Below are 23,245 nucleotides of genomic sequence, written 5' to 3'. Positions count from 1 at the left end.
GCGGTCAGCTCTGGCCGTCGCCGGTCTGGGAGGCCCGCTCGGGGCTGGTGACCTGCGTGACCCACAGCGCGCCGGTGTCGGTCGCCGGCCGTGCGACGGGGATGCGGGTGCCGAGCACCTGCGCAACGACATCGTGGGCGATCTTGGAGGCGGTGAGCCCCGCGTCGGCGAGGATCTGCTCGCGCGAGGCGTGGTCGATGAACTCGTCGGGCAGGCCCAGTTCGTCCACGGCCGTGTCGACCCCGGCTTCACGCAGCACTTGACGCACGCGTGTGCCGATGCCGCCGACACGGATGCCGTCTTCCAGCGTGATCACGAGACGGTGCGCGGCGGCGAGTTCGACGATCGACGGCTGCACCGGAATCACCCAGCGCGGGTCGACGACGGTCGCCCCGATGCCCTGCGCGCGCAGGCGCTCAGCGACCTCCATCGCGAGGTGCGCCATGGGACCGATGCCCACCAGCAGCACGTCTTCGGCATCGCTGCGGGCGAGCACGTCGACGCCGTCGCGGAGTCGCTCGATCGCGGGCAGGTCGGCGCCGACGGCACCCTTGGGGAAGCGCACGACGGTGGGAGCGTCATCGACGGTGAGCGCCTCGCGGAACTCCTCCCGCAGCCGCTCCGCGTCACGCGGCACGGCGATGCGGATGTGCGGCACGAGCTGCAGCATCGCGAGGTCCCACACCCCGTGGTGGCTCGGCCCGTCGGGCCCGGTGACGCCGGCGCGGTCGAGCACGAACGTGACGCCGGCCTTGTGGAGGGCGACGTCCATCAGCACCTGGTCGAACGCCCGGTTCATGAAGGTGGCGTACAGCGCCACGACCGGGTGCAGTCCCCCGTACGCGAGGCCGGCGGCGGATGCCACGGCGTGCTGCTCGGCGATGCCGACGTCGTAGACGCGGTCGGGGAAACGCTGTGCGAAGGGCAGGAGCCCCGTGGGGCGCAGCATCGCGGCGGTCATCGCGATGATGTCCTCGCGCTGCTCCCCCGCAGCGACCAGCTCTTCGGAGAAGACGTCGGTCCAGGCGGTGGCGCCGGCGCCGCCGACGGCTTCGCCGGTGATCGGGTCGATCTTGCCCACGGCATGGAACTGGTCGGCCTCGTCGCTGAGGGCGGGGGCGTAGCCGCGGCCCTTCTCGGTGATGGCGTGCACGATCACCGGAGCGCCGTAGGACTTCGCCTGCTCGAGGGTCTCCAGCAGTGCCGTCATGTCGTGGCCGTCGACGGGGCCGAGGTACTTGATGTCCAGGTTCGAGTACAGCGCCACGTTGTTGACGAAACGCGAGAGGAACCCGTGGGTGCCGCCGCGGACGCCCCGGTACACGGCGCGCGCGGCCGGACCCAGGCGTCGCGAGAGGGTCGCCGAGCCCTGGTGCAGGGTGCGGTAGGTGTCGGCGGTGCGCACGCGGTTGAGATAGCGCGCCATGCCGCCGATCGTGGGGGCGTAGGAGCGGCCGTTGTCGTTGACGACGATCACGAGGTTGCGGTCGTTGTCGTCGCTGATGTTGTTGAGCGCCTCCCACGTCATGCCGCCGGTGAGCGCGCCGTCCCCGACGACGGCCACGACGTGACGGTCGGTGCGACCGGTGCGGGTGAGGGCGCGGGAGATGCCGTCGGCCCAGCTGAGCGAGCTGGAGGCGTGCGAGGACTCGACGACGTCGTGCGGGCTTTCGCTGCGCTGCGGGTAGCCGGCCAGACCGCCGCGCGAGCGCAGCTGCGAGAAGTCCTGGCGACCGGTGAGCAGTTTGTGCACGTACGACTGGTGGCCGGTGTCGAAGACGATCGGGTCTTCCGGCGAGTGGAACACCCGGTGGATGGCGATCGTGAGCTCGACCACGCCGAGGTTCGGGCCGAGGTGTCCGCCGGTACGGGCGACGTTCTCCACGAGGAACTCGCGGATCTCCCCCGCAAGCGTGTCGAGCTCGTCGACCGTCAGTCGGTCGAGGTCACGCGGTCCAGAGACCGAGGAGAGAAGGGACATGCGTCTCCTTTCGGGGGGCCACACGGGTTCTGAAGTCTACCCGCGCCACTTCTGCGCCGGACGCGAACAGGCCCGGAGTCATCGACTCCGGGCCTGTTCACAGGTGCGTCAGACGAGGCTGCGCAGCACGTACTGCAGGATGCCGCCGTTGCGGTAGTAGTCCGCCTCGCCGGGGGTGTCGATGCGCACGATCGCGTCGAACTCCACGGTCTGCTTGCCCTCGGGCGAGAACTCGCTGGGCTCGGCGGTCACGCGCACGGTCTTGGGCGTGATGCCCTCGTTCAGCTGCTCGAGGCCCGTGATCGAGACGATCTCGGTGCCGTCGAGGCCGAGCGAGGACCAGCTCTGACCGGCCGGGAACTGCAGCGGGACGACGCCCATGCCGATGAGGTTCGAGCGGTGGATGCGCTCGAAGCTCTCGGTGATGACCGCCTTCACGCCCAGCAGGCTCGTGCCCTTGGCCGCCCAGTCGCGCGACGAGCCGGAGCCGTACTCCTTGCCGCCGAACACCACCAGCGGGGTGCCCTGCTCCTGGTAGTTCATGCACGCGTCGTAGATGTACGACTGCGGGCCGCCGGGCTGGGTGAAGTCACGGGTATAGCCACCCTCGACCACCTTGCCGTCGTTGACCGCGCTGACGAGCTGGTTCTTCAGGCGGATGTTCGCGAAGGTGCCGCGGATCATCACCTCGTGGTTTCCGCGACGCGAGCCGTAGGAGTTGAAGTCCTTGCGCTCGATGCCGTGCTCGGTGAGGTACTGCGCAGCGGGCGTGCCCGGCTTGATGTTTCCGGCGGGGCTGATGTGGTCGGTCGTGACCGAGTCGCCGAGCGTCGCCATGACGCGCGCGCCGGTGATGTCGGTGACGGGCGTCAGTTCCATCGACATGCCCTCGAAGTACGGCGCCTTGCGCACGTAGGTGGACTGCTCGTCCCATTCGAAGATCGGGCCGGTGGGGGTGGGCAGGTTCTTCCAGCGCTCGTCGCCGTCGAACACGGTGGCGTACTGCTTGATGAACTGCTCACGCGAGATCGAGGTGTCGATGACCTGCTGCACCTCGACCGGGTCGGGCCAGATGTCCTTGAGGAACACGTCGTTGCCCTCGGTGTCGGTGCCGAGCGGGTCGGTCTCGAAGTCGAAGTTCATCGAGCCGGCCAGCGCGTAGGCCACGACCAGCGGCGGCGAGGCGAGGTAGTTCATCTTGACGTCGGGGCTGATGCGGCCCTCGAAGTTGCGGTTGCCCGAGAGCACCGCGGTGACGGCCAGGTCGTGGTCGTTGACCGCGGCGGAGACCTCGTCGATCAGGGGTCCCGAGTTGCCGATGCAGATGGTGCAGCCGTAGCCGACGGTGTAGAACCCGACCGCTTCGAGCGCCTTGTCCAGACCAGACTTCTCGTAATAGTCGGTGACGACCTTGGAGCCCGGGCCGAGCGTGGTCTTGACCCACGGCTTGCGCTTCAGGCCCTTCTCGACGGCCTTCTGCGCCAGCAGACCGGCGGCGATCATGACCGAGGGGTTGGACGTGTTGGTGCAGGAGGTGATCGCGGCCAGGGTGACGGCACCGTTGTCCAGCGCGTAGCTCTCACCTTCGGGCGTCGTCACCTCGACCGGCTTGGACCACTCGCGGTTGCCGCTGTTGATGTGCACCTCGCGGGTGGTCGGCTCCTCCTGGCCGGGCGTCTGACCGGGGTCGGATGCCGGGAAGGAGTGCTTCGACTCGAGGTCGACGATGTCGTCGCTGGTGCTGGGGGTCGCGTAGCTGACGATGTCCTTCTCGAACTGCGACTTCGCCTCCGACAGCAGGATGCGGTCCTGCGGACGCTTCGGGCCGGCGATGGAGGGGACGACAGTGGACAGGTCCAGCTCCATGTACTCGCTGAACGCGGGCTCCGTGTCGGCATCGTGCCACAGCGACTGCGCCTTGGCGTACGCCTCGACCAGTGCCACGTTCTGCTCGTCGCGACCGGTCAGGCGCAGGTAGTCCAGCGTCACGTCGTCGATGGGGAACATCGCCGCAGTGGAGCCGAACTCGGGGCTCATGTTGCCGATCGTCGCGCGGTTCGCCAGCGGCACGGAGGCCACGCCCGCGCCGTAGAACTCCACGAACTTGCCGACGACACCGTGCTTGCGCAGCATGTCGGTGATCGTGAGGACGACGTCGGTGGCGGTGACGCCGGCGGGGATCTCGCCGGTGAGCTTGAAGCCCACCACGCGCGGGATGAGCATCGACACGGGCTGGCCGAGCATGGCCGCCTCGGCTTCGATGCCGCCGACGCCCCAGCCGAGCACGCCCAGGCCGTTGACCATCGTGGTGTGCGAGTCGGTGCCGACGCAGGTGTCGGGGTAGGCCCGCAGCACGCCGTCGACGTTGCGGTCGTAGATGACCTTCGCCAGGTGCTCGATGTTGACCTGGTGCACGATGCCGGTGCCGGGCGGGACGACCTTGAAGTCGTTGAATGCCGTCTGGCCCCAGCGCAGGAACTGGTAACGCTCGCCGTTGCGCTCGTACTCGATCTCGACGTTGCGCTCGAGGGCGTTGGGCGTGCCGAACAGGTCGGCGATGACGGAGTGGTCGATGACCATCTCGGCAGGCGACAGCGGGTTGATCTTGCTCGGGTCGCCGCCCAGTGCGGTCACGGCCTCGCGCATGGTGGCGAGGTCCACGATGCAGGGGACGCCGGTGAAGTCCTGCATCACCACGCGCGCGGGCGTGAACTGGATCTCGGTGTCGGGCTGCGCGTCGGGATCCCACGAGCCGAGGGCCTGGATCTGCGCCTTCGTGACGTTCGCACCGTCTTCGGTGCGCAGCAGGTTCTCCAGCAGCACCTTGAGGCTGAACGGCAGCTTCTCGTACCCGGGGACCGTCTCGATGCGGAAGATCTCGTAGTCGGTGCTGCCGACCGTCAGGGTGCTCTTGGCACCGAAGCTGTCAACACTGGACACGTGTGGCTCCTTCGTCGGCGGCGGGTGGGAATGCAGCCGCCCGCTCTCCATCATCCCCGGCTTGACGGAGGGCGGCTAGTGAGGCGCACCTAACCCGTCCGGGGAGGAAATTTATCTTGATGTCAAGATAAATGTATCACTGCGGCTTGCGGATGTAGAGAGCGCGCGCGGCGAGCCATGTGACCGCGATGAGGGGCGCGAACAGGGGCAGGCCCATCACCAGCTTCAGCGTGCCCAGCGTGGCCACATCGCCGGCGAAGTACAGCGGAAGCTGCACGGCGAGACGCGCATAGAACAGCGCGGCCCACGCCAGGGCGAGCCAGAAGAACACGCGGCGCTTGCGTCGGTCACGGCGCCATGCGGTGCCCTCGCCCATGAGGTAGCCGGCGGCGAGGCCGATGAGCGACCAGCCGATGAGGGCCGACACCAGCAGCGCCGTGCCGTACGCGGCGTTCGTGATGAAGCCGGGGATGAAGTTGTCTTCGCCGCGGCCGGTCCACAGCGCCAGCGCTGCGGCGGCGGCGGTCGCGATGAGCCCGCCGATCGCGGCGGAGGGCGGCGTGCGCTGCAGCAGTCGGAGCAGCGTGAACGCCAGCGCGAGCCCGACCGACAGCCCGAGACTCAGCGGCAGGTTCGCCTCCCCCGTGTCCGGGTCGATCGTGAGGGTGTAGGTGACGACGAAGACGAGCCCGGGCAGCACCGACTCGGCCACGCCGCGCCACCCGCCCATCGCATGCCACACGACGTGGCCGGTGGAGCGCTCTTCGTTCGGGTCGAGCCCCGCGCGCCGGGCAGCACCGCTGAGCGCCTGTCCGAGGATGTCGCTCGCGCGCGGCTGCGGCTCGGGCGGGGTGTTGCGGGGGTCGTCTGTCGGCGTGCTCACGCGCTGCCCGGCGTGGCCGGCATCTTCAGCGGGATGAGATCCCGCGGCGGCATGGGCGTTCCGCCACGCACGACCACGAGCGAGCGGAAGAGGTCTTCGACGCGGGCGGCGGCATCGGTGTCGGAGGTCGCCGCACCGCCGATCACGCCGCGGAGGAACCAACGCGGGCCGTCGACGCCGACGAACCGGGCGAGCCGCTTGCCGGTCGCGCCGTCGGCGCCGGCCACGGGGACCTCGGCGAGAAGCTCCGGACCCAGTGGTCCTTCGCGCTCCTCGACGCGTCCGCCCTGCTGGCGGATCTGCTGGCGGATCTGCTCGCGGGTCTCGTCCCACAGTCCCGTCGAGCGGGGAGCGGCGAAGGGCTGCACCTGCAGCGTCGATTCGGCGTAGTCCAGTCCCACCGCGACGATGCGCTTGGTCTGCTCCTCGACCTCGAGTCGCAGGTTCAATCCTTCGCGGGGCAGCACCTTGATGCCCCCGAGGTCGATGTAGGGGCGCACCGGGTTGGCCTCGGACTCGTCGAACGGGCCGCTCGCGGCACGGTCTTCGGGTGCGGCCTTGCGCGGCGGCAGTTCCTGCGGCGTCTGGTCGGTCATGCGTCCGTTCCTGTCTTCTGGTAGCCGGTCGAGCCGAATCCGCCTTCGCCGCGCACGCTGTCGGGCAGTTCCTGCACCGGCAGGAATCGCACGCGTGGCACGGGCATGACGATCAGCTGCGCGATGCGATCTCCGACGGCGATGTCGTACGGCTCGGTGGCGTCGGTGTTGAGCAGGGCGACCTTGATCTCCCCGCGGTACCCGGCATCGACGGTGCCGGGCGCATTGACGATGGTGATGCCGTGCTTGGCGGCGAGGCCGCTGCGGGGCACGACGAACGCGGCGTAACCGTCAGGGAGCGCGATGCGCACGCCGGTGCCCACGAGCGCACGCTGGCCGGGGGCCAGGCGCAGCGCTTCGGCGGAGACGAGGTCCGCCCCCGCGTCGCCCGGGTGGGCGTAGGCCGGAACCTCGGATGCAACAATGGGAACGTCCACGGTTTCGGTCACCCCAAGAGGCTAATGCAGAAGACAGCGGCCGGCATGCGCCCGGCATACGCGTACCGCGAGCGGCTCAGTCCCTCGCTCTGGGTGCTGGTCAGCGCCGCGGTCGTCGGCCCGATGGCCGCGCTCGTGCTGACCCCCATCGCCCCCACCCTCGCCCTGGTGGTGGGTGCGGTCGTCGGTATCGGGGTGGTCGCCCTGCTCATCGCGCTCTCCCCCGTCATCGAGGTGCGCGACGGCTGGCTGCGCGCGGGCCGCGCGAAGATCGAGGTGCGCTACCTCGGTGAGCCGGAGTCGTTCACGGGTGAGGAAGCCCGTCAGGCGCGGGGCCCGCAGCTGGACCCGCGGTCGTGGCTGCTGCTGCGCGCCGGGGTGGACCCGATCGTCCGGGTGCCGGTCGAGGACCCTCGCGATCCGGCGCCGTCGTGGCTGATCTCCACCCGCACGCCCGACCGTCTCAGCGCGGCGATCCGCGCTGCACGGCCGGGCGACTGAGGCTGCTTACGCGGAGCACTCCAGGCACACGGCGCCCGCGGGCGTCTCGTGGTCGATCTGGGAGCGGTGCTTCACGAGGAAGCAGTTCGCGCAGGTGAACTCGTCCTCCTGCGGGGGAAGCACAACGACATCGAGCTCGAGGTCGGAGAGGTCGGCGCCGGGAAGTTCGAAGCCGGACGGGTTGTCGGCATCCTCAACGTCGACTGCGCCCGAGAGCTTGTCGGGCACACGCTCCTTGAGCGCTTCAATCGACTCGCTGTCATCCTCGGTCTTGCGCGGTGCGTCGTAATCGGTGGCCATTCTCGAACGTCTCTTCTTCCAGTTCAGCGTGCTTGTTCGCCCGATCGGGCGGCCATAGTTTGCATGACGAGATGCCTTTTCGCAAATGCTCTCAGGTGCTCTCCAGGCTCTGTCCCGATCGCCATCGCGTGAAACTCGCGGCGCGCCCTGGTTATTCCGGGCGGAACGCGTGCGCTGTGACACCATGGGCCCACACGGCAGATTCGGAGGGGTGTTTCGTATGGAACAGCTCAAGGTGATCGGCACCGAAGACGGCACGATCGTCCTCGCAACCGAGACGGGCGAGCGGTTCGCCCTTCCCGTCGACGACGTGCTGCGCGCAGAACTGCGCAAGGCACGCCGCGACCGCGACGGCGAACGCCGCGCACCCAAGGCGAGCCCTCGGGAGATCCAGGCTCAGATCCGCTCCGGCATGTCCGCAGCGGAGGTGGCCGAACTCCTCGGTGCGCGTCTGGAGGACGTGCAGCGCTACGAGGGCCCCGTGCTCGCCGAGCGCGAGCACATCGTCGGTCAGGCGCTGTCGGTGCCGGTGCTCGTCGGCAGCGAACTCGAGCCCGACGCGCAGCCGACGTTCGGTGCGGCCGTGCGGGCCAAGCTCGCCGAGGCCGGCGCCGTCGCCGAGCGCTGGACCAGCTGGCGAGAGCAGAACGGCTGGATCGTCAAGCTCGAGTTCACCGCGAACGAGGTCGACCACGACGCCCGCTGGACCTTCGACCCGCGCCGCAGCACGTTGGCGCCTCAGAACAGCGACGCCACGCAGCTCTCGCGTCAGGGGTCGCTCCCCGACGGCCTCATCCCGCGGCTGCGGGCACTGGACCACCCGGTCGGCAAAGACGAGTCCCGCTTCGACAGTGGAGCCTTCGGCCCGCGACGTCCGCAGGAGCCCGAAGCCGACATCGAGGTGCCCGAGGTGCGCGCACCGCGCTCCTCCGCCGTGCAGTCGGCCGCCATCAAGCGCGCGCCCGACGCGCCGGTCACCTCTTCGGAGACGGCCGATCTGCTCGAGGCCCTGCGTCGCCGGCGCGGCCAGCGTGAACCGCTCCCCGGCACCCCGGCGACCGCGTCGTCGTCGTCGCCCTCGCCGATCGCCCTGTTCGACGCCGCCGAGCCGACCTACGACGCGGCGCGCACCGAGCAGCGTCCCGCCGAGGAGACCACGCCGTCGTCGCACGAGGCGCAGAACTCCGACGCCGCCGGCCGCCGCAAGGGTTCGCGGCCGTCGATGCCCTCGTGGGATGAGATCGTCTTCGGTGCCCGCAGCGAGGAATCCTAAGCCGCGTACGCCCCCAGTCGGATGAGCGGCACGATGCGCTCCTCCGACGTGAGCGAACCGTGCTGTCCGACCATCTTCTGCGGTCCCTTGTCGGTCAGTCGGTCGTCGTAGTACGCGATGCCGGCTCGCGCCGCCACGATCACGTCGCCGATGCGCGGCAGCACCTCGGCGGCGGTCCGGCCGAACAGGCCCGCCGCGACCGCCTCGTCGCGCGAGAGCACCCATGAGCGCTCGCCCTCGGCGGCGCGCCAGGCGGACAGCACGGCCGGTGCCTCGCCGTCCTCCGCGTACAGGTGCAGCATGCGCGGCTCGCCGCCGATGACGCGGACGCCCTCGGTCAGTCCGTCACCGTGGCCGAGCAGCATGTGTCGGTGGCGCGGCACGTCGACCATGCCGTGGTCGGCGGTGACGACGACGCCGGTGCGCGGCGACACGCGCTGTGCGAGCCGCCGCGCCGCGGCATCCACCCGTTCGAGTCCTGCGGCCCACTCGTCGGACTCCCACCCGTAGCGGTGGCCGAGCGAGTCGAGCTCGGGTGTGTACAGGTAGGTGAGGGAGCCGGGATGGCGCGCCGCCACCTCGGCCGCGCGCTCCACGCGCTCATCGAGGTCGTCGGCGGCGATGAACTCTCCCCCGCGCAGGATGGCGGTGGTGAGCCCGGTGTCGGCGTAGTCGGACTTGGTCACCACGAAGCAGGGGCGCCCGGCGTCGTGCTCGCGCTCGAGCAGCGGCTGTGCGCGCTGCCACGTGTACGGGTCCAGGCCGTGCGTCTCCCAGCCCTTGAGCTGGTTGGGGGCCTCGTCGGTGCCGGGGATGCGCACGCGGTAGCCGACGATGCCGTGGCTGCCCGGGTCCACTCCGGTCAGCAGGCTCGTGAGGGCGGCCGCGGTGGTGCTCGGGAAGACCGTGTGCGCGATGTCGCGCTTGCCCATCGCCGCCGCGAGGAAGCGGCCGTGGCCGGCGCGGGTGGTGAGGTTCGAGCGGCCGAGACCGTCGATCACGAACGCGATCGCGCTCTGGGCAGGCGGGAGCCAGTCGTCTGCGCCGGCCAGTGAGGCCAGCAGGTGCGGCACGACACCGGTGAGGCTCCGGGCAGAGGTCGGGTCCGCGGGTACGCTGAGATACATCGCGGCCAGTCTCCCACACGGGGCGGACGGCCTCCTTTCCCGTCACCCGAGGACGCAACCACTTCCATGGCAGCATCGCGCAAGGACCCTTCTCCCGCCGCGCTCACCGAGCGCATCGAAGACGTCGACGTTTCGACCGAGATGCAGGGATCGTTCCTCGAATACGCGTACTCGGTCATCTACTCGCGGGCCCTGCCCGACGCACGTGACGGCCTCAAGCCCGTGCAGCGGCGCATCCTGTACCAGATGGCGGAGATGGGCCTGCGGCCCGATCGTGGTCACGTCAAGAGCGCCCGCGTCGTCGGCGAGGTGATGGGAAAGCTGCACCCGCACGGCGATTCGGCGATCTACGACGCGCTCGTGCGTCTCGCACAGCCGTTCGCGCTGCGGGTGCCGCTGGTCGACGGGCACGGAAACTTCGGCTCCCTCGACGACGGGCCCGCCGCCGCCCGCTACACCGAAGCCCGGCTCGCGCCGTCGGCGCTGGCTCTGACGGAGAACCTCGACGAGGACGTCGTCGACTTCATCCCCAACTACGACGGGCAGTTCCAGCAGCCCGAGGTGCTGGCGGCCGCCTTCCCCAACCTCCTCGTCAACGGCACCACCGGCATCGCGGTCGGCATGGCCACCAACATGGCCCCGCACAACCTCATCGAGGTCGTCGCCGCCGCCGTCCATCTGCTCGACAACCCCGAGGCCACGCTCGAGGAACTCATGGAGTTCGTCCCGGGTCCCGACCTCCCCGGCGGCGGCGTGATCGTCGGGCTCGACGGTGTGAAGGATGCCTACGCCAGCGGCCGCGGCACGTTCCGCACCCGGGCGAAGGTGTCGATCGAGTCGCTCGGTCCGCGCCGCATGGGTCTCGTCGTCACCGAGCTGCCCTACATGGTCGGTCCGGAACGGGTGATCGAGAAGATCAAGGACGCCGTGACGGCGAAGAAGCTCGCCGGCATCGCCGACGTCGCCGATTTCACCGACCGCAACAACGGACTGCGCCTGGTCATCGGCATCAAGACCGGCTTCGACCCCCAGGCGGTGCTCGAGCAGCTCTACCGGCTCACGCCGTTGGAGGACTCCTTCGGCATCAACAACGTCGCCCTCGTCGAGGGACAGCCGCAGACCCTGGGGCTCAAGCAGCTGCTGCAGGTCTACCTGCAGCACCGCATCCAGGTCGTCACCCGCCGCAGCCGGTTCCGCCTCGCGCGTCGCCAGGACCGCCTGCACCTCGTCGAGGGTCTCCTCATCGCGATCCTCGACATCGACGAGGTCATCCAGGTCATCCGCACCTCCGACGACGGCGAGCAAGCCCGCGCCCGCCTCATGGACGTCTTCGATCTCTCCCAGGCGCAGGCCGAGTACATCCTCGAGCTGCGTCTGCGGCGACTGACGAAGTTCTCCCGTGTCGAGCTCGAGTCCGAGCGCGACCAGCTGAAGGCCGAGATCGCCGAGCTGCAGGAGCTGCTGGGCAGCGAGGTGCTGCTGCGCGCGCAGGTGGCGCGCGAACTGGATGCCGCGGCCGAGACCTTCGGCACGCCCCGGCGTACCCTGCTCCTCAACGGCGGACCCGTGGCGACGCGCTCCCGCGCGGCGGCCCCCGCCGACCTGCAGATCGCCGATGCCCCGTGCCGCGTGTTCCTCTCGGCCACGGGCCGCATGGTGCGCGCCGAGCTGCGCCCGGCGGGCGAGGCGGGCGAGGATGCCGGCACCGGCATCGTGCCGCCCGCGCGCCGCAGCAAGCACGACGCCATCCGCTCCGCCGTCGACACCACGACGCGCGGCGACATCGGCGCCGTCACGAGCACCGGCCGCCTCGTGCGCTTCTCCCCCGTCGACCTGCCCTCGGTGCCCGGAAACTCGGTGCAGCCGGCCGCAGGCACCCGCGCCGACCAGTACCTGGGTCTCGGCAGCGGCGAACACGTCGTGGCGCTGGTTCCGCTGGCGGAGAACCCGCCGATCGCGATCGGCACGGCACAGGGCGTGGTCAAGCGCGTCGCGGCCAGCGAGATCGCCAACAAGCACGACGTCGAGATCATCTCGCTCAAAGCCGGTGACCGCGTCGTCGGCGCCGCAGTGGCACCCGATGACGCCGAGCTGGTGTTCGTGACCTCCGACGCCCAGCTGCTGCGCTTCGACGCGACCGCGGTGCGCCCGCAGGGTCGGTCGGCCGGCGGCATGGCCGGCATCCGCCTCGCCGACGGTCAGCACGCCATCTTCTTCGGCGTCGTGTCGGCGGGCACCGAGGATCAGGCGGTCGTCGTCACGATCGCGGACACCTCGCAGACCCTCGCGGGTGCCGACGCCGGCAGCGGCAAGGTGTCGGCGCTGGCGGAGTACCCGGCCAAGGGACGGGCGACCGGCGGTGTGCGGGCCCAGCGCTTCCTGAAGGGCGAGGACACGCTGTCCCTCGCCTGGGTCGGTGTCGAACCCCGTGCGGTCGGGCCCGACGGCGCTGTGCGCACGCTCCCGGATGCCGGCGCCAAGCGCGACGCGTCGGGTCAGCCGCTGGACGCGGTCATCGGCGCCGTCGGCACCGTCGTCGCCTGACCGCCCCTCCCCCCCGCCCCCGGTCGTTGAGCGAGCGAAGCGAGACGAAACGCGCCCCGGTACCCCCGGTCGTTGAGCGAGCGAAGCGAGACGAAACGCGCGACGCGTCGGTCTGTCTAGCTCTCGGCTCGACGCTGGGCCTGTTCGCGCGCGCTCCAGCCGCGCACGGCGTCGATGCCACCCGCGACGAATGCAAGCTTCTTGGCATGGCTCCAGCCCTGGAGTCGCTTCTCCCAGCGGAAGGCGTCCTCTATCCTGTCGAATTCTTCGCACCAGCGAAGAGTGACCGGTAGCCGCCGCCGAGTGTAGGTTGCGCCTTCACCGGCGCGGTGTTGCGCCAGGCGCCGCTCGAGATCGATCGTGCTGCCGACGTACAACGTGCCGTCTGCGCACTCGAGCATGTAGACGTGCGCCATGACGCGACCGTATGCGGATACGGCGTCTGCCCGCGTCGGCTCTCCACAGCGCGCGCAACGGCGGGCCCGGCCGCCGCGCGATCGTCGCGCGGCGTTTCGTCTCGCTGCGCTCGCTCAACGACCGGGGGCGCGGCGTTTCGTCTCGCTTCGCTCGCTCAACGACCGGGGGCGCCGCGTTTCGTCTCGCTTCGCTCGCTCAACGACCGGGGGCGCGGCGTTTCGTCTCGCTTCGCTCGCTCAACGACCGGGGGTGGGCGTCGGTCGTTGAGCGAGAGAGCGCAGCGACCGAGACGAAACGCGGTGCGGGAGCGGGTCAGGCGTCGATGCGGTCGCGACCGAGCCGGTCGCTGGATTCCACGATGAACTCGCGTCGCGGTGCGACGTCGCTGCCCATCAGCAGCTCGAACATCGCGTTGGCGGCATCGGCGTCCTGCAGGCGCACGCGACGCAGGGTGCGCCCTGCCCGGTCCATCGTCGTCGTCGCCAGCTGATCGGCATCCATCTCGCCGAGACCCTTGTACCGCTGCACCGGCTCCTGCCAGCGCTTGCCGGCCTTCGTGAGCTTGGACAGCAGCGCGTGGAGCTCCGCCTCGCTGTACGTGTAGATCGTCTCGTTGGGCTTGGATCCCGGATTCATGACGATCACGCGGTGCAGCGGCGGGACAGCGGCGTACACGTGGCCCTCTTCGATGAGCGGGCGCATGTAGCGGAAGAACAGCGTCAGCAGCAGGGTGCGGATGTGGGCGCCGTCGACGTCGGCGTCGCTCATCAGGATGATCTTGCCGTAGCGGGCGGCGGACAGATCGAACGAGCGGCCGGAGCCGGCGCCGATCACCTGGATGATCGCGGCGCACTCGGCGTTGGAGAGCATGTCGCTCATCGACGCCTTCTGCACGTTGAGGATCTTGCCGCGGATGGGCAGCAGCGCCTGGTACTCGCTGTTGCGGGCGTGCTTGGCGGTGCCGAGCGCCGAGTCGCCCTCGACGATGAACAGCTCCGACTGCGACACGTCGTTGGTGCGGCAGTCGGCGAGCTTGGCGGGCAGCGATGAGGATTCCAGTGCGTTCTTGCGGCGCTGGGTCTCCTTGTGCGTGCGCGCCGAGATGCGCGCCTTCATCTCGGAGACGACCTTGTCCAGCAGCAGCGCCGTCTGCGACTTGTCGTCGCGCTTGGTGGAGGTGAACCGGGCGTTCAGCTCCCGCTGCACGACGTTCGCGACGATCTGGCGCACCGCGGGCGTGCCGAGCACTTCCTTCGTCTGCCCCTCGAACTGCGGCTCGGGCAGGCGCACCGTGAGCACCGTCGTGAGCCCGGCGAGGATGTCGTCCTTCTCGATCTTGTCGTTGCCGACCTTGAGGCGGCGGGCGTTCTGATCGACCTGGGCGCGCAGCACCTTCATGAGCCCTTGCTCGAAGCCCTGCTGGTGCGTGCCGCCCTTGGGGGTGGCGATGATGTTCGCGTACGAGCGGGTCACCGTCTCGTAGCCGGTGCCCCAGCGCAGCGCGATGTCCACGGCGCATTCGCGCTCGATCTCAGTGGGCACCATCGCCCCGTTGGCCTGGAGCACGGGGACGGTCTCGGTGAAGGTGCCGGTGCCGGTGAGGCGCCACGTATCGGTGATGGCGGCGTCGGGGGCGAGGAAGTCGGCGAACTCCGAGATGCCGCCGTCGAAGCGATAGCTCGTCTCGATCGGCTCCTCCCCGCGGGCGGCACCGCGCTCATCGCGGATGACGATCTCGAGCCCGGGCACGAGGAACGCCGTCTGGCGGGCGCGCTGGACGAGCTCGTCGAGGACGAAGGCAGCATCCTTCGTGAACACCTGCCGGTCCGCCCAGTAGCGGATGCGCGTGCCGGTGACGCCCTTGGCCGCCTTGCCGACCACGCGCAGTTCGCTTGCGCGCTCGAACGGGGTGAAGGGCGCGTCGGGCCTGGGACCTGCGAACACGCCCGGCTCGCCGCGGTGGAAGGACATCGCCCACGTCTTGCCGCCGCGGTCGACCTCGACGTCGAGGCGCTCGGACAGGGCGTTGACGACGGAGGCGCCGACGCCGTGGAGCCCACCGGAGGCGGCGTACGAGCCGCCGCCGAACTTGCCGCCGGCGTGGAGCTTGGTGAAGACGACCTCGACGCCGGAGAGCCCCGTGCGCGGCTCGATGTCGACGGGGATGCCGCGGGCGCGGTCGCGCACCTCGACGCTGCCGTCGCTGTGGAGGAGGATGTCGATGCGGTCGCCGTGCCCGCCGAGCGCCTCGTCGACGGAGTTGTCGATGATCTCCCACAGGCAGTGCATGAGCCCACGCGAATCGGTCGAGCCGATGTACATCCCGGGACGCTTGCGGACGGCCTCGAGGCCCTCCAGAACCTGGAGATGGTGGGCAGAATACTCGGACGTCACAATCCTCAAGCGTATCCGGGGCCGCCGACTCCCCGGTCGCCGACACACGTCCGGTGACCAGAACGACACGCCCGAGCAGAGGCCGGCCGTACGCGGTGAGCGAAATGTGACCGGATCGCGGCATTCCCGCAACATCCCCGTGGTTGTATGTCATGAACCTGGAACGAGCGCGAGACATCCGAGGAGGCACCGAGATGACCATGACATCGACCCCGACCGACCAGACCGCCGTCCTCGACTACCGCCTGACCGCGGCCGACCGGTGCGATTCCTGCGGTGCGCAGGCGTACATCGCCGCCGAGGTCAACGGCAGCGAGCTGCTGTTCTGCGCCCACCATGGACGTAAGTACGAAGAGAAGCTGCGTGCGGTCGCCACCAGCTGGCACGACGAGACGGCACGTCTGATCGAGTCCCTCTGACCTTCGGCCGAGAGGCCGCACTCGGTGCCCCGCCTAAACTGGCGGGGCACCTTTTTTCGTCCGGGGAGGACATCCATGGCCTCGCGTGGCCTCGCGCTCCAACATCGTCTCCGCGTGCTGATGCAGCGCGCCCGCCGCATCGACGTGTCGTCGGTGACCGACCGGGCCCGGTTCACCGCCCGGGTACACGGCAAGAGCTACCCCGTGGTGCTCGCCGACATGCTGTGGTCCGCTGCCCGGCATCGCGTGGGATTCAACGACTACCTGGAGTTCGACTTCGCGATCCTCACGCGCGCCGAGCGCGCGACGTGGGTCACGAGCCCCCTCGCGCTGGAGCTGTCCAACCGCTACGACGATCCGGCATACGTCCACCGCTTCCACCACAAGATCGAATTCAACCGCGACTTCGACCGCTTCCTGGGGCGCGAGTGGCTGGAGCTGGTCCCCGGCAACGCGGCGGCCCTCGAGGACTTCGCCACGCGGCATCCCGTGCTCATCGCGAAGGTCCCCGTCAGCAAGTCGGGTCTGGGCGTGCGGCGCTACTTCGCGTCGGACGTGACGGACTGGGAGGCGTTCCACGCCGACCTCATGTCGCGGGGCGAGGTGCTCATCGAGGAGAAGATCGAGCAGCACCCCGACGTCGCGGCCACCTGCCCCGGCACCGTGAACACGACGCGCGTGACCACGTTCGTCAAGGACGACGGAACCGTGGCGATCATCAACATGGCCCAGAAGTTCGGACGCGGTGAGGTGAGCGACCAGGGAACGTTCGGCGGCTTCTACACCGTGCTCGACGAGGACGGCCACGCGCTCGGCAAGGGCTACGACATCCACGGGCACCTGTTCGAGACCCACCCGGAGACGGGATACCGCATCGCCGATTTCCAGCTGCCGCTGATGGATCAGGTGCGCGAGCTCATCACCGAGGTCGCCCTGGTCGTGCCGCAGGTGCGCTACGTCGGCTGGGACATCGTCGTGGGGCCCGAGGGCCCCGTGCTGGTCGAGGGCAACTGGGGCGCCGGCGTGTTCGAGAACAAGCCCACCGCCACCGGCATCCGCCACGGGCACCTGCCGCGCTATCGCGCCGCGATGGGCTTCTAGCCCGCCCCGACGCCCACCCGCCGGCAACCGCCGCCCGCGGCATCCACCCACTCCGCCGAGAAACCACTTCCGGGCTGACACACAGCGCATTGCGTGGTGTGTCATCCGGGATGTGGTTTCTCAGGGGGTGGACCGACGGCAGCGACGCGAAACGCCCCGGAACACGCGGTTCCGGGGCGTTTCGTACAGCGGGTGTCAGACCGCGCGGACGATGCCGAGCGGGGTGGACTGGTGTCCCTGACCCAACGGGTTGTCGCGGAGGATGCGCACGAGGCGCGCCTCGCCGGCCTTGTCCATGGTCGAGCCCAGGATGTTGCCGCCGATGTCGTTGATGTCGACGACTGCGACGTCGGCGGTGCCGCCGAGCATGTCCTTCAGGTGCGCGGCGACCTCACGGGGGCGCTCCGGTCCCAGCACGACGGCCTTGTTGAACGGCGGGATGGTGCCGCTGGTCGGCCCGTCGATCGCGCGTGCCTTGTCGCCGGCGATGCGGTAGAAGTCGCCCTTGCGCCCGAACGCCTTGGTGACGGCGGCGACGCCGGCGGCGAAGAGGATGCGGGGCGTGCCGCACTCGCGTAGGGCCATCTCCATCGTCTCGGGCATGCCGAGGCCGATGCCGTAGGACGTCTTGGTGACGTACTTCGACAGGAACGTCGCGAGCTTGCGCGGCTTCACCGAGTCGATCGGGTAGGACCGGCCCTGCGTGATCGCGACGATCTTCTCGGTCACGAACAGCAGGTCGCCGGGGCGCACGACGTCGGTCGCGTACTCACGGATGAACGCGTCGAGGTCGTCGCCGGGGAGCACGACGCGCGTGCGGATCGGAATGCGCTCGAACGTGGTGCCGTCCACCGTGACGGTGAGGGCCTTGCCGTCGTTGGGCACGGCCGACATGGGTGTGTCGCCCATCACTCGAGGTAGTCCCGCAGCGACTGCGAACGCGACGGATGCCGCAGCTTCGCCATCGTCTTCGACTCGATCTGACGGATGCGCTCGCGGGTGACCCCGAACGTGTCGCCGATCTGGTCGAGGGTCTTGGGCTGGCCGTCGCCGAGACCGAAGCGCATGCGGATCACGCCCGCCTCGCGCTCGGAGAGCGAGTCCAGCAGCGACTCGAGCTGACGCTGCAGCATGGTGAAGCCCACGGCGTCGGCCGGGACGACAGCCTCGGTGTCCTCGATCAGGTCACCGAACTCGCTGTCGCCGTCCTCGCCGAGCGGGGTGTGCAGCGAGATCGGCTCGCGGCCGTACTTCTGCACCTCGATGACCTTCTCGGGGGTCATGTCGAGTTCGCGGCTGAGCTCCTCGGGCGTGGGCTCGCGGCCCAGGTCCTGCAGCATCTGGCGCTGCACGCGGGCGAGCTTGTTGATGACCTCGACCATGTGCACCGGGATGCGGATGGTGCGGGCCTGGTCGGCCATGGCCCGGGTGATGGCCTGGCGGATCCACCACGTGGCGTACGTGGAGAACTTGAAGCCCTTGGTGTAGTCGAACTTCTCGACGGCGCGAATGAGACCGAGGTTGCCCTCCTGGATGAGATCCAGGAACTGCATGCCGCGGCCGGTGTAGCGCTTGGCGAGCGAGACGACCAGACGCAGGTTCGCGCCGAGGAGGTGGCTCTTGGCGCGCTGGCCGTCGCGGGCGACCCACTGCAGGTCCAGGCCCAGCTGCGACGACTTCTCGGCCGCCGACATGTGCGAGAGCTTCTCCTCGGCGAACAGACCCGCCTCGATGCGCATCGCCAGCTCGACCTCTTCGGCCGCGTTCAGCAGCGGCACCTTGCCGATCTGCTTCAGGTAGTCCTTGACGGGGTCGGCGGTCGCGCCGGTGATCTGCGTCGAGTAGACGGGGACGTCGTCCTCGTCGCTGGAGGAGATGACGATCGCGCCGGTCGGAAGCGGCTCGCTGAAGGCCGGCTTCTTCTCGTCTTCGTCGTCGTCGTCGTCGGATGCCGCGTCGTCGCCGGCCTTCGCCTTGGTGCGCGAGGGCTTCTTGTCGTCGTCATCGTCGGCCACATCGGCTTCGAGGTCGACCTCTTCGAGTTCTTCTTCTTCGACCTCGTCATCCGCGGCCTTGGCCTTGGTCGACTTCTTGGCGGGCGCCTTCGCTGCCGGCTTCTTGGCGGCGGCTCGCTTGGCGGGGGCCTTCTTCGCCGGAGACGTCGTCGTCTCGTCGGATTCAGCCTCGGTCTCGGCGGCTGCGGTTGCAGCGGTCGCGCGGGATCGCGTGGTGGTCTTCGTGCCTGACGTCACGGTTCGCCTTTCACCGGCGGACAATCGCCGGTTGGTTCTCGGACACTAGTAAGACCCTTGTCAAGTCCGTCGTATCTCCGCGGGTGGAGCCACGACCGGTCGACAACGGGTCAGGTTCTTCATTCTCTCATACGTTCTGCGTGCACCTGCACCGGGTGCCTACCGCATGATCAACGCCGAGCGCAACCACGAAATTCCCGCAGATCAGCCGAGTCCGCCGCCGCGTTTGTCGTCTTCGCCGCGCGGGCGGCTGGCCAGGAACCGCTCGAGTTCGGCCGCCAGTTCGTCGGCGCTCGGCAGATCCCCGGTGTGGATGATGGGCTGGCCGAGGTTGGAGCCGGCCATGTACGAGTCGTACCGCTCCTCGAGGCCCTGCAGCATGCGGCTGAGCTCGTCGCTCGCGGCGACCTGCTCGGTGACCTTCTCGACGAACTCGCGGTTCTCCTCGCGCAACTCGTCGCCGTCGAAGACGAGACCCGTGGCGACGGTGAGGCTGTCCAGGGCCGCCAGCGCGGCGGCGGGGTACTCGGTGTCGGCGAGATAGTGGGGCACGAGCAGCACGAATCCCGACACGCGTGCACCGGACTGGGCGAAGCGGTACTCCAGCAGATGTCCGATCGTCGCCGGCACTTGCGTGTGCGGCTGCCACACGGAGTGCGCTTCGGTGAGGTCGCTGCGGGTGCCGCTGACGGTGGTGCCGAGGGGTCGCGTGTGCGGGACGGGCATCGGGATGGCGTGCACCCACGTCACGGTCGAGACGTTGAGTCCCTCCGCGAGCCCCAGCACCGTCTCGGAGAACGCGTCCCAGGCGAAATCGGGCTCGTACCCCGACAGCAGCACGAACGGCTGTCCGACGGCGTCATGGGCGAGGGAGAGTTCCAGCCGCTGGGGCCGGTAGTCGGTGAGGTGGTCCCCCTGGAAAGTGACGATCGGACGGCGCGCACGGTAGTCCAGCAGCGCGTCGTTGGAGAAGGAGATGACCGGCGCAGGCTCGAGGTCGGCGCGGAGGTGGTCGATCACCTGCGCGACCGCGCCGCCGGCATCGGTGAAGCCGGTCAGGGCGATGACCAGGGGCAACCCGGCGGGCACGGGAGGTGCCGACGCGATGCGCTCGTAGAGGGGTCCGGCGAAGGGCATGCACCAACTTTACGAGTGCTGTCACACCCCTCGGCCGTCGCGCCTCCCGCTGACAGCGAACACAGCGAACCTAGGATGGGGGAATGCCGTTCCCCGAGCTCGCGCACAGTCCCCTTCCGCTCACCGACGCCGAGGCAGATGCCCTCGTCCTCGCTCTGCCGCCGCTGGATGCCGCAGCCGGCGCGCTGGACGCGTGGCCGGGCCTCGAATCCGCGCTGACCGCCCTCGCCTTCACCGGCGCTGCGGGTACCCAGCAGAGGCTCTTCCTCCCCGACCTCTCCCCCGTGCCGCTGATCGTCGTCGGCACCGGCGCCGACGCGGATGCCGCGGCGGTACGCGACGCCATCGGCGCCGTGGTGCGCACCGCCACCGGCTTCGCCACGCTCGCCGTCGCAGCTCCCCTGGCCGCACCCGGATCGTGGCGTGCTGCCGCGGAGGGCGCGGTACTGGGCGGCTACCGCTTCGACGGGTACAAGAGCGAGCAGGGCAAGGCTCGCGCGGCGCGCGTCGTCGTGCACACCGACGCGGAGGTGACCGACGCCGACCTCGCCGCGGTCACCGCCATCGGCGAGGCCGCCGCGCTCGTGAAGGACCTCGTCAACACCCCGGCCGAGTGGCAGTCGCCCGCAGACCTGGCCCAGAGCGCGGTGGCATCCGTCGCCGAACTCCCCGTCACCGTTACGGTGCTCGACGAGCAGCAGCTGGCGGAGCAGGGGTACGGCGGCATCCTGGGTGTCGGGCAGGGATCGGCCCGCCCGCCGCGCGTGGTGCGACTGGATTACGTGCCGGCCGGCGCCGAGCGCCACGTCGCGCTCGTCGGCAAGGGCATCACCTTCGACAGCGGAGGGCTCTCGCTCAAGCCCGCGACCAGCATGGTCGGGATGAAATACGACATGTGCGGCGCTGCCGTCGTGCTGGCGGTCGTGCGTGCCGCGGCGGCGCTGGCGCTGCCGGTGCGCGTCTCGGCATGGCTCTGCATCGCCGACAACATGCCGTCGGGTCAGGCGACCCGCCCGGGCGACGTGCTGCGCATGCTCGACGGGACCACCGTCGAGGTGCTCAACACCGACGCCGAAGGTCGTCTGGTCATGGCCGACGGCCTGGTCGCGGCGAGCCGTGAGCGGCCCGACGTGATCGTCGACGTCGCGACGCTCACGGGCGCCGTCATCGTCGCCCTCGGCACCCGGCACACCGGCGTCATGGGTGAGGATGCCGCCGTGCAGGCTTTCCTCGATGCCGCCGATCGTGCGGGCGAGCAGGCTTGGCCGCTGCCGTTGCCGGCGCACATGGAAGAGGAGCTGGACTCCCCCATCGCCGACATGCAGAACTCGAAGATCGGCGATCCCGCCGGCGGCACGATGTACGCCGGGCTCTTCCTGCAGCGCTTCATCGGGCGCGTCTCGGACGAGCCGGACGCCCCGCGCATCCCCTGGGTGCACCTGGACATCGCCGGCTCCGGCTGGAACAAGGGCTCGGGATTCGGGCCGACCGACAAGGGCCCGACGGCGGCGACGGTGCGCAGCCTCATCGAGTTCCTCGCCGCGGGGGGTCGCTGATGGCCGAGCACGTCGCGGATGTCGTGATCCTCGGCGGCGGCAGCGGGGGCTATGCCGCCGCGCTGCGGGCGGCTGAGCTCGGCAAGAGCGTCGTGCTCGTCGAGAAGGACAAGCTCGGCGGGACGTGCCTGCACCGCGGGTGCGTGCCGACCAAGGCGCTGCTGCACGCCGGTGAGGTCGCGGATTCCGCTCGCCACGCCGGCACGGTCGGCGTGCGTGCGACGCTCGACGGTGTCGACATCGACGCGGTGCGTGCGTACCGCGAGGCGATCGTCGCCAAGAAGTTCAAGGGCCTGGAAGGTCTCATCGCGACGCGCGGCATCACGGTCGTCGCCGGCTCCGGACGCCTCACCGCCGACCGCGCCGTGCAGGTCGGCGACGACCTGTACCGCGGGGGCGACGTGATCCTCGCGACCGGGTCGTACAGTCGCACCCTGCCGGGACTGGAAATCGGCGGCCGCATCCTCACGAGCGAGCAGGCGCTGGAGCTCGGCGAGATCCCGGCGAGCGTCGTGATCCTCGGCGGCGGCGTGATCGGTGTCGAGTTCGCCAGCGTCTGGCGCTCGTTCGGCGCCGAGGTGACGATCGTCGAAGCGCTGGATCATCTCGTGCCCACCGAGGACATCGCCCTCAGCAAGGCGCTGGAGCGTGCGTTCCGCAAGCGCGGCATCGCCTCGCGACTCGGTGTGCGCTTCTCCGGCGCAGTACAGAGCGAGGATGCCGTCACGGTCAGTCTGGAGGACGGCACCCAGCTGGAGGCGGACTATCTGCTCGTGGCAGTCGGACGCGGTCCTGTCACCGAGTCCCTCGGGCTCGAGGACGCCGGGGTGACCCTCGACCGCGGCTTCGTCGTCGTCGACGCCGAGCTGCGCACCACCGCCCCCGGCGTGTGGGCCGTCGGCGACATCGTGCCCGGTCTGCAGCTTGCTCACCGCGGCTTCCAGCAGGGCATCGCCGTGGCGGAGCGCATCGCCGGGCTGACACCTCCCGTCGTACCCGACACGCAGGTGCCGCGCGTGACCTACAGCAGTCCCGAGGTGGCATCCGTCGGTCTCAGTGAGGCTGCCGCGCGCGCCGCCCACGGCGATGCCGTCGTGACCTACGAATACAACCTGGCCGGCAACGCCCGCAGCGAGATCCTGGGCACCGCAGGCATCGTCAAGGTCGTCCGCCTCGCGGACGGTCCCATCATCGGCGTGCACCTGGCGGGCGAGCGTGTCGGAGAGCTCATCACCGAGGGCCAGCTGGCCGTCGGCTGGGAAGCCCACCCCGAAGACATCGCCCCATTCGTGCACGCCCACCCCACCCAGAGCGAAGCGCTCGGCGAGGCGTTCCTCGCCCTCGCAGGCAAGCCGCTTCACTCGCTCTGACATCCCCGCCCTCCGGG

General features: G+C 69.8%; 19 protein-coding genes. 7 read left to right on the top strand and 12 right to left on the bottom strand.

The features are described from left to right. Positions 1-4 precede the first annotated feature (4 nt). The 5 genes from dxs to dut all read right to left on the bottom strand — a co-directional run bounded on the left by dxs (position 5) and on the right by dut (position 6,849). Entirely contained in the window at positions 5-1,981 is a 1,977-nt protein-coding gene (gene dxs / locus ACFVR6_RS11595; protein WP_386963016.1) for a 1-deoxy-D-xylulose-5-phosphate synthase, read from the bottom strand. A 108-nt stretch (positions 1,982-2,089) separates the two neighbouring features. After that, on the bottom strand, positions 2,090-4,972 hold the full coding sequence (gene acnA / locus ACFVR6_RS11590; protein WP_386963012.1) for an aconitate hydratase AcnA: 2,883 nt from the start codon (positions 4,970-4,972) through the stop codon (positions 2,090-2,092). 85 nt (positions 4,973-5,057) lie between these two features. Beyond that, positions 5,058-5,804, bottom strand: a complete 747-nt coding sequence (locus tag ACFVR6_RS11585; RefSeq protein WP_386963009.1) for a DUF3159 domain-containing protein — start codon at positions 5,802-5,804, stop codon at positions 5,058-5,060. Continuing rightward, positions 5,801-6,400, bottom strand: a complete 600-nt coding sequence (locus tag ACFVR6_RS11580) for a DUF3710 domain-containing protein (RefSeq protein WP_386963007.1) — start codon at positions 6,398-6,400, stop codon at positions 5,801-5,803. The genes ACFVR6_RS11585 and ACFVR6_RS11580 overlap by 4 nt, the downstream gene beginning before the upstream one ends. Beyond that, positions 6,397-6,849, bottom strand: a complete 453-nt coding sequence (dut, locus tag ACFVR6_RS11575; RefSeq protein WP_386963004.1) for a dUTP diphosphatase — start codon at positions 6,847-6,849, stop codon at positions 6,397-6,399. The genes ACFVR6_RS11580 and dut overlap by 4 nt, the downstream gene beginning before the upstream one ends. 12 nt (positions 6,850-6,861) lie before the next feature. On the opposite strand from dut, the gene ACFVR6_RS11570 reads away from it, so the two are divergent. Then, the gene (locus tag ACFVR6_RS11570; RefSeq protein WP_386963001.1) at positions 6,862-7,338 is read left to right on the top strand and encodes a DUF3093 domain-containing protein; all 477 of its coding nucleotides are present in this window, start codon (positions 6,862-6,864) and stop codon (positions 7,336-7,338) included. Between the two features lie 6 nt (positions 7,339-7,344). On the opposite strand, the gene ACFVR6_RS11565 is transcribed toward ACFVR6_RS11570, so the two are convergent. Beyond that, a complete protein-coding gene (locus tag ACFVR6_RS11565; protein WP_386962998.1) occupies positions 7,345-7,638 on the bottom strand; it encodes a DUF4193 domain-containing protein in 294 nt (97 codons plus the stop codon). A gap of 220 nt (positions 7,639-7,858) precedes the next feature. Between ACFVR6_RS11565 and sepH the strand changes: the two genes are divergently transcribed. Beyond that, positions 7,859-8,911, top strand: coding sequence for a septation protein SepH (gene sepH / locus ACFVR6_RS11560; RefSeq protein ID WP_386962995.1), 1,053 nt, complete (start codon positions 7,859-7,861; stop codon positions 8,909-8,911). On the opposite strand, the gene ACFVR6_RS11555 is transcribed toward sepH, so the two are convergent. Then, positions 8,908-10,038: an alkaline phosphatase family protein gene (locus ACFVR6_RS11555; protein ID WP_386962992.1), complete on the bottom strand. Its 1,131-nt coding sequence runs from the start codon at positions 10,036-10,038 to the stop codon at positions 8,908-8,910. The genes sepH and ACFVR6_RS11555 overlap by 4 nt on opposite strands. A gap of 66 nt (positions 10,039-10,104) precedes the next feature. Between ACFVR6_RS11555 and ACFVR6_RS11550 the strand changes: the two genes are divergently transcribed. Next, on the top strand, positions 10,105-12,582 hold the full coding sequence (locus ACFVR6_RS11550; RefSeq protein ID WP_386962989.1) for a DNA gyrase/topoisomerase IV subunit A: 2,478 nt from the start codon (positions 10,105-10,107) through the stop codon (positions 12,580-12,582). Between the two features lie 116 nt (positions 12,583-12,698). On the opposite strand, the gene ACFVR6_RS11545 is transcribed toward ACFVR6_RS11550, so the two are convergent. Continuing rightward, positions 12,699-12,998 (bottom strand): GIY-YIG nuclease family protein, encoded by a 300-nt coding sequence (locus ACFVR6_RS11545; protein WP_386962987.1) that lies wholly within the window; start codon positions 12,996-12,998, stop codon positions 12,699-12,701. Positions 12,999-13,311: 313 nt separating this feature from the next. Beyond that, positions 13,312-15,396 (bottom strand): DNA gyrase/topoisomerase IV subunit B, encoded by a 2,085-nt coding sequence (locus tag ACFVR6_RS11540; RefSeq protein ID WP_386963786.1) that lies wholly within the window; start codon positions 15,394-15,396, stop codon positions 13,312-13,314. A 191-nt stretch (positions 15,397-15,587) separates the two neighbouring features. On the opposite strand from ACFVR6_RS11540, the gene ACFVR6_RS11535 reads away from it, so the two are divergent. Together ACFVR6_RS11535 and ACFVR6_RS11530 are read left to right on the top strand one after the other, a co-directional pair. Continuing rightward, positions 15,588-15,812 (top strand): DUF7455 domain-containing protein, encoded by a 225-nt coding sequence (locus tag ACFVR6_RS11535; RefSeq protein ID WP_386962984.1) that lies wholly within the window; start codon positions 15,588-15,590, stop codon positions 15,810-15,812. Positions 15,813-15,932: 120 nt separating this feature from the next. Beyond that, positions 15,933-16,913, top strand: coding sequence for a sugar-transfer associated ATP-grasp domain-containing protein (locus tag ACFVR6_RS11530; protein ID WP_386963784.1), 981 nt, complete (start codon positions 15,933-15,935; stop codon positions 16,911-16,913). A 195-nt stretch (positions 16,914-17,108) separates the two neighbouring features. Here ACFVR6_RS11530 and ACFVR6_RS11525 read toward each other — a convergent pair whose 3' ends face one another. The 3 genes from ACFVR6_RS11525 to ACFVR6_RS11515 all read right to left on the bottom strand — a co-directional run bounded on the left by ACFVR6_RS11525 (position 17,109) and on the right by ACFVR6_RS11515 (position 20,302). Beyond that, positions 17,109-17,807, bottom strand: a complete 699-nt coding sequence (locus ACFVR6_RS11525; RefSeq protein ID WP_386963782.1) for a coenzyme F420-0:L-glutamate ligase — start codon at positions 17,805-17,807, stop codon at positions 17,109-17,111. 14 nt (positions 17,808-17,821) lie between these two features. After that, the gene (locus tag ACFVR6_RS11520) at positions 17,822-19,165 is read right to left on the bottom strand and encodes an RNA polymerase sigma factor (RefSeq protein WP_386962981.1); all 1,344 of its coding nucleotides are present in this window, start codon (positions 19,163-19,165) and stop codon (positions 17,822-17,824) included. Positions 19,166-19,369: 204 nt separating this feature from the next. Then, positions 19,370-20,302 carry a proteasome assembly chaperone family protein gene (locus tag ACFVR6_RS11515; protein ID WP_386962978.1) on the bottom strand — a complete coding sequence of 311 codons (933 nt, stop codon included), beginning with the start codon at positions 20,300-20,302 and terminating at the stop codon, positions 19,370-19,372. 83 nt (positions 20,303-20,385) lie between these two features. Here ACFVR6_RS11515 and ACFVR6_RS11510 point away from each other — a divergent pair, with 83 nt between their 5' ends. Both ACFVR6_RS11510 and lpdA read left to right on the top strand, forming a co-directional pair. Then, a complete protein-coding gene (locus ACFVR6_RS11510; protein ID WP_386962975.1) occupies positions 20,386-21,858 on the top strand; it encodes a leucyl aminopeptidase in 1,473 nt (490 codons plus the stop codon). Then, positions 21,858-23,228: a dihydrolipoyl dehydrogenase gene (gene lpdA, locus ACFVR6_RS11505; RefSeq protein ID WP_386962973.1), complete on the top strand. Its 1,371-nt coding sequence runs from the start codon at positions 21,858-21,860 to the stop codon at positions 23,226-23,228. The genes ACFVR6_RS11510 and lpdA overlap by 1 nt, the downstream gene beginning before the upstream one ends. Positions 23,229-23,245 lie beyond the last annotated feature (17 nt).

Origin of the sequence: Microbacterium sp. NPDC058021, from assembly GCF_042885955.1 — a bacterium.
Lineage (GTDB): Bacteria > Actinomycetota > Actinomycetes > Actinomycetales > Microbacteriaceae > Microbacterium.
Note: the sequence above shows the minus strand (reverse complement) of the source record. Positions and strands in the feature narration are given on the sequence as shown.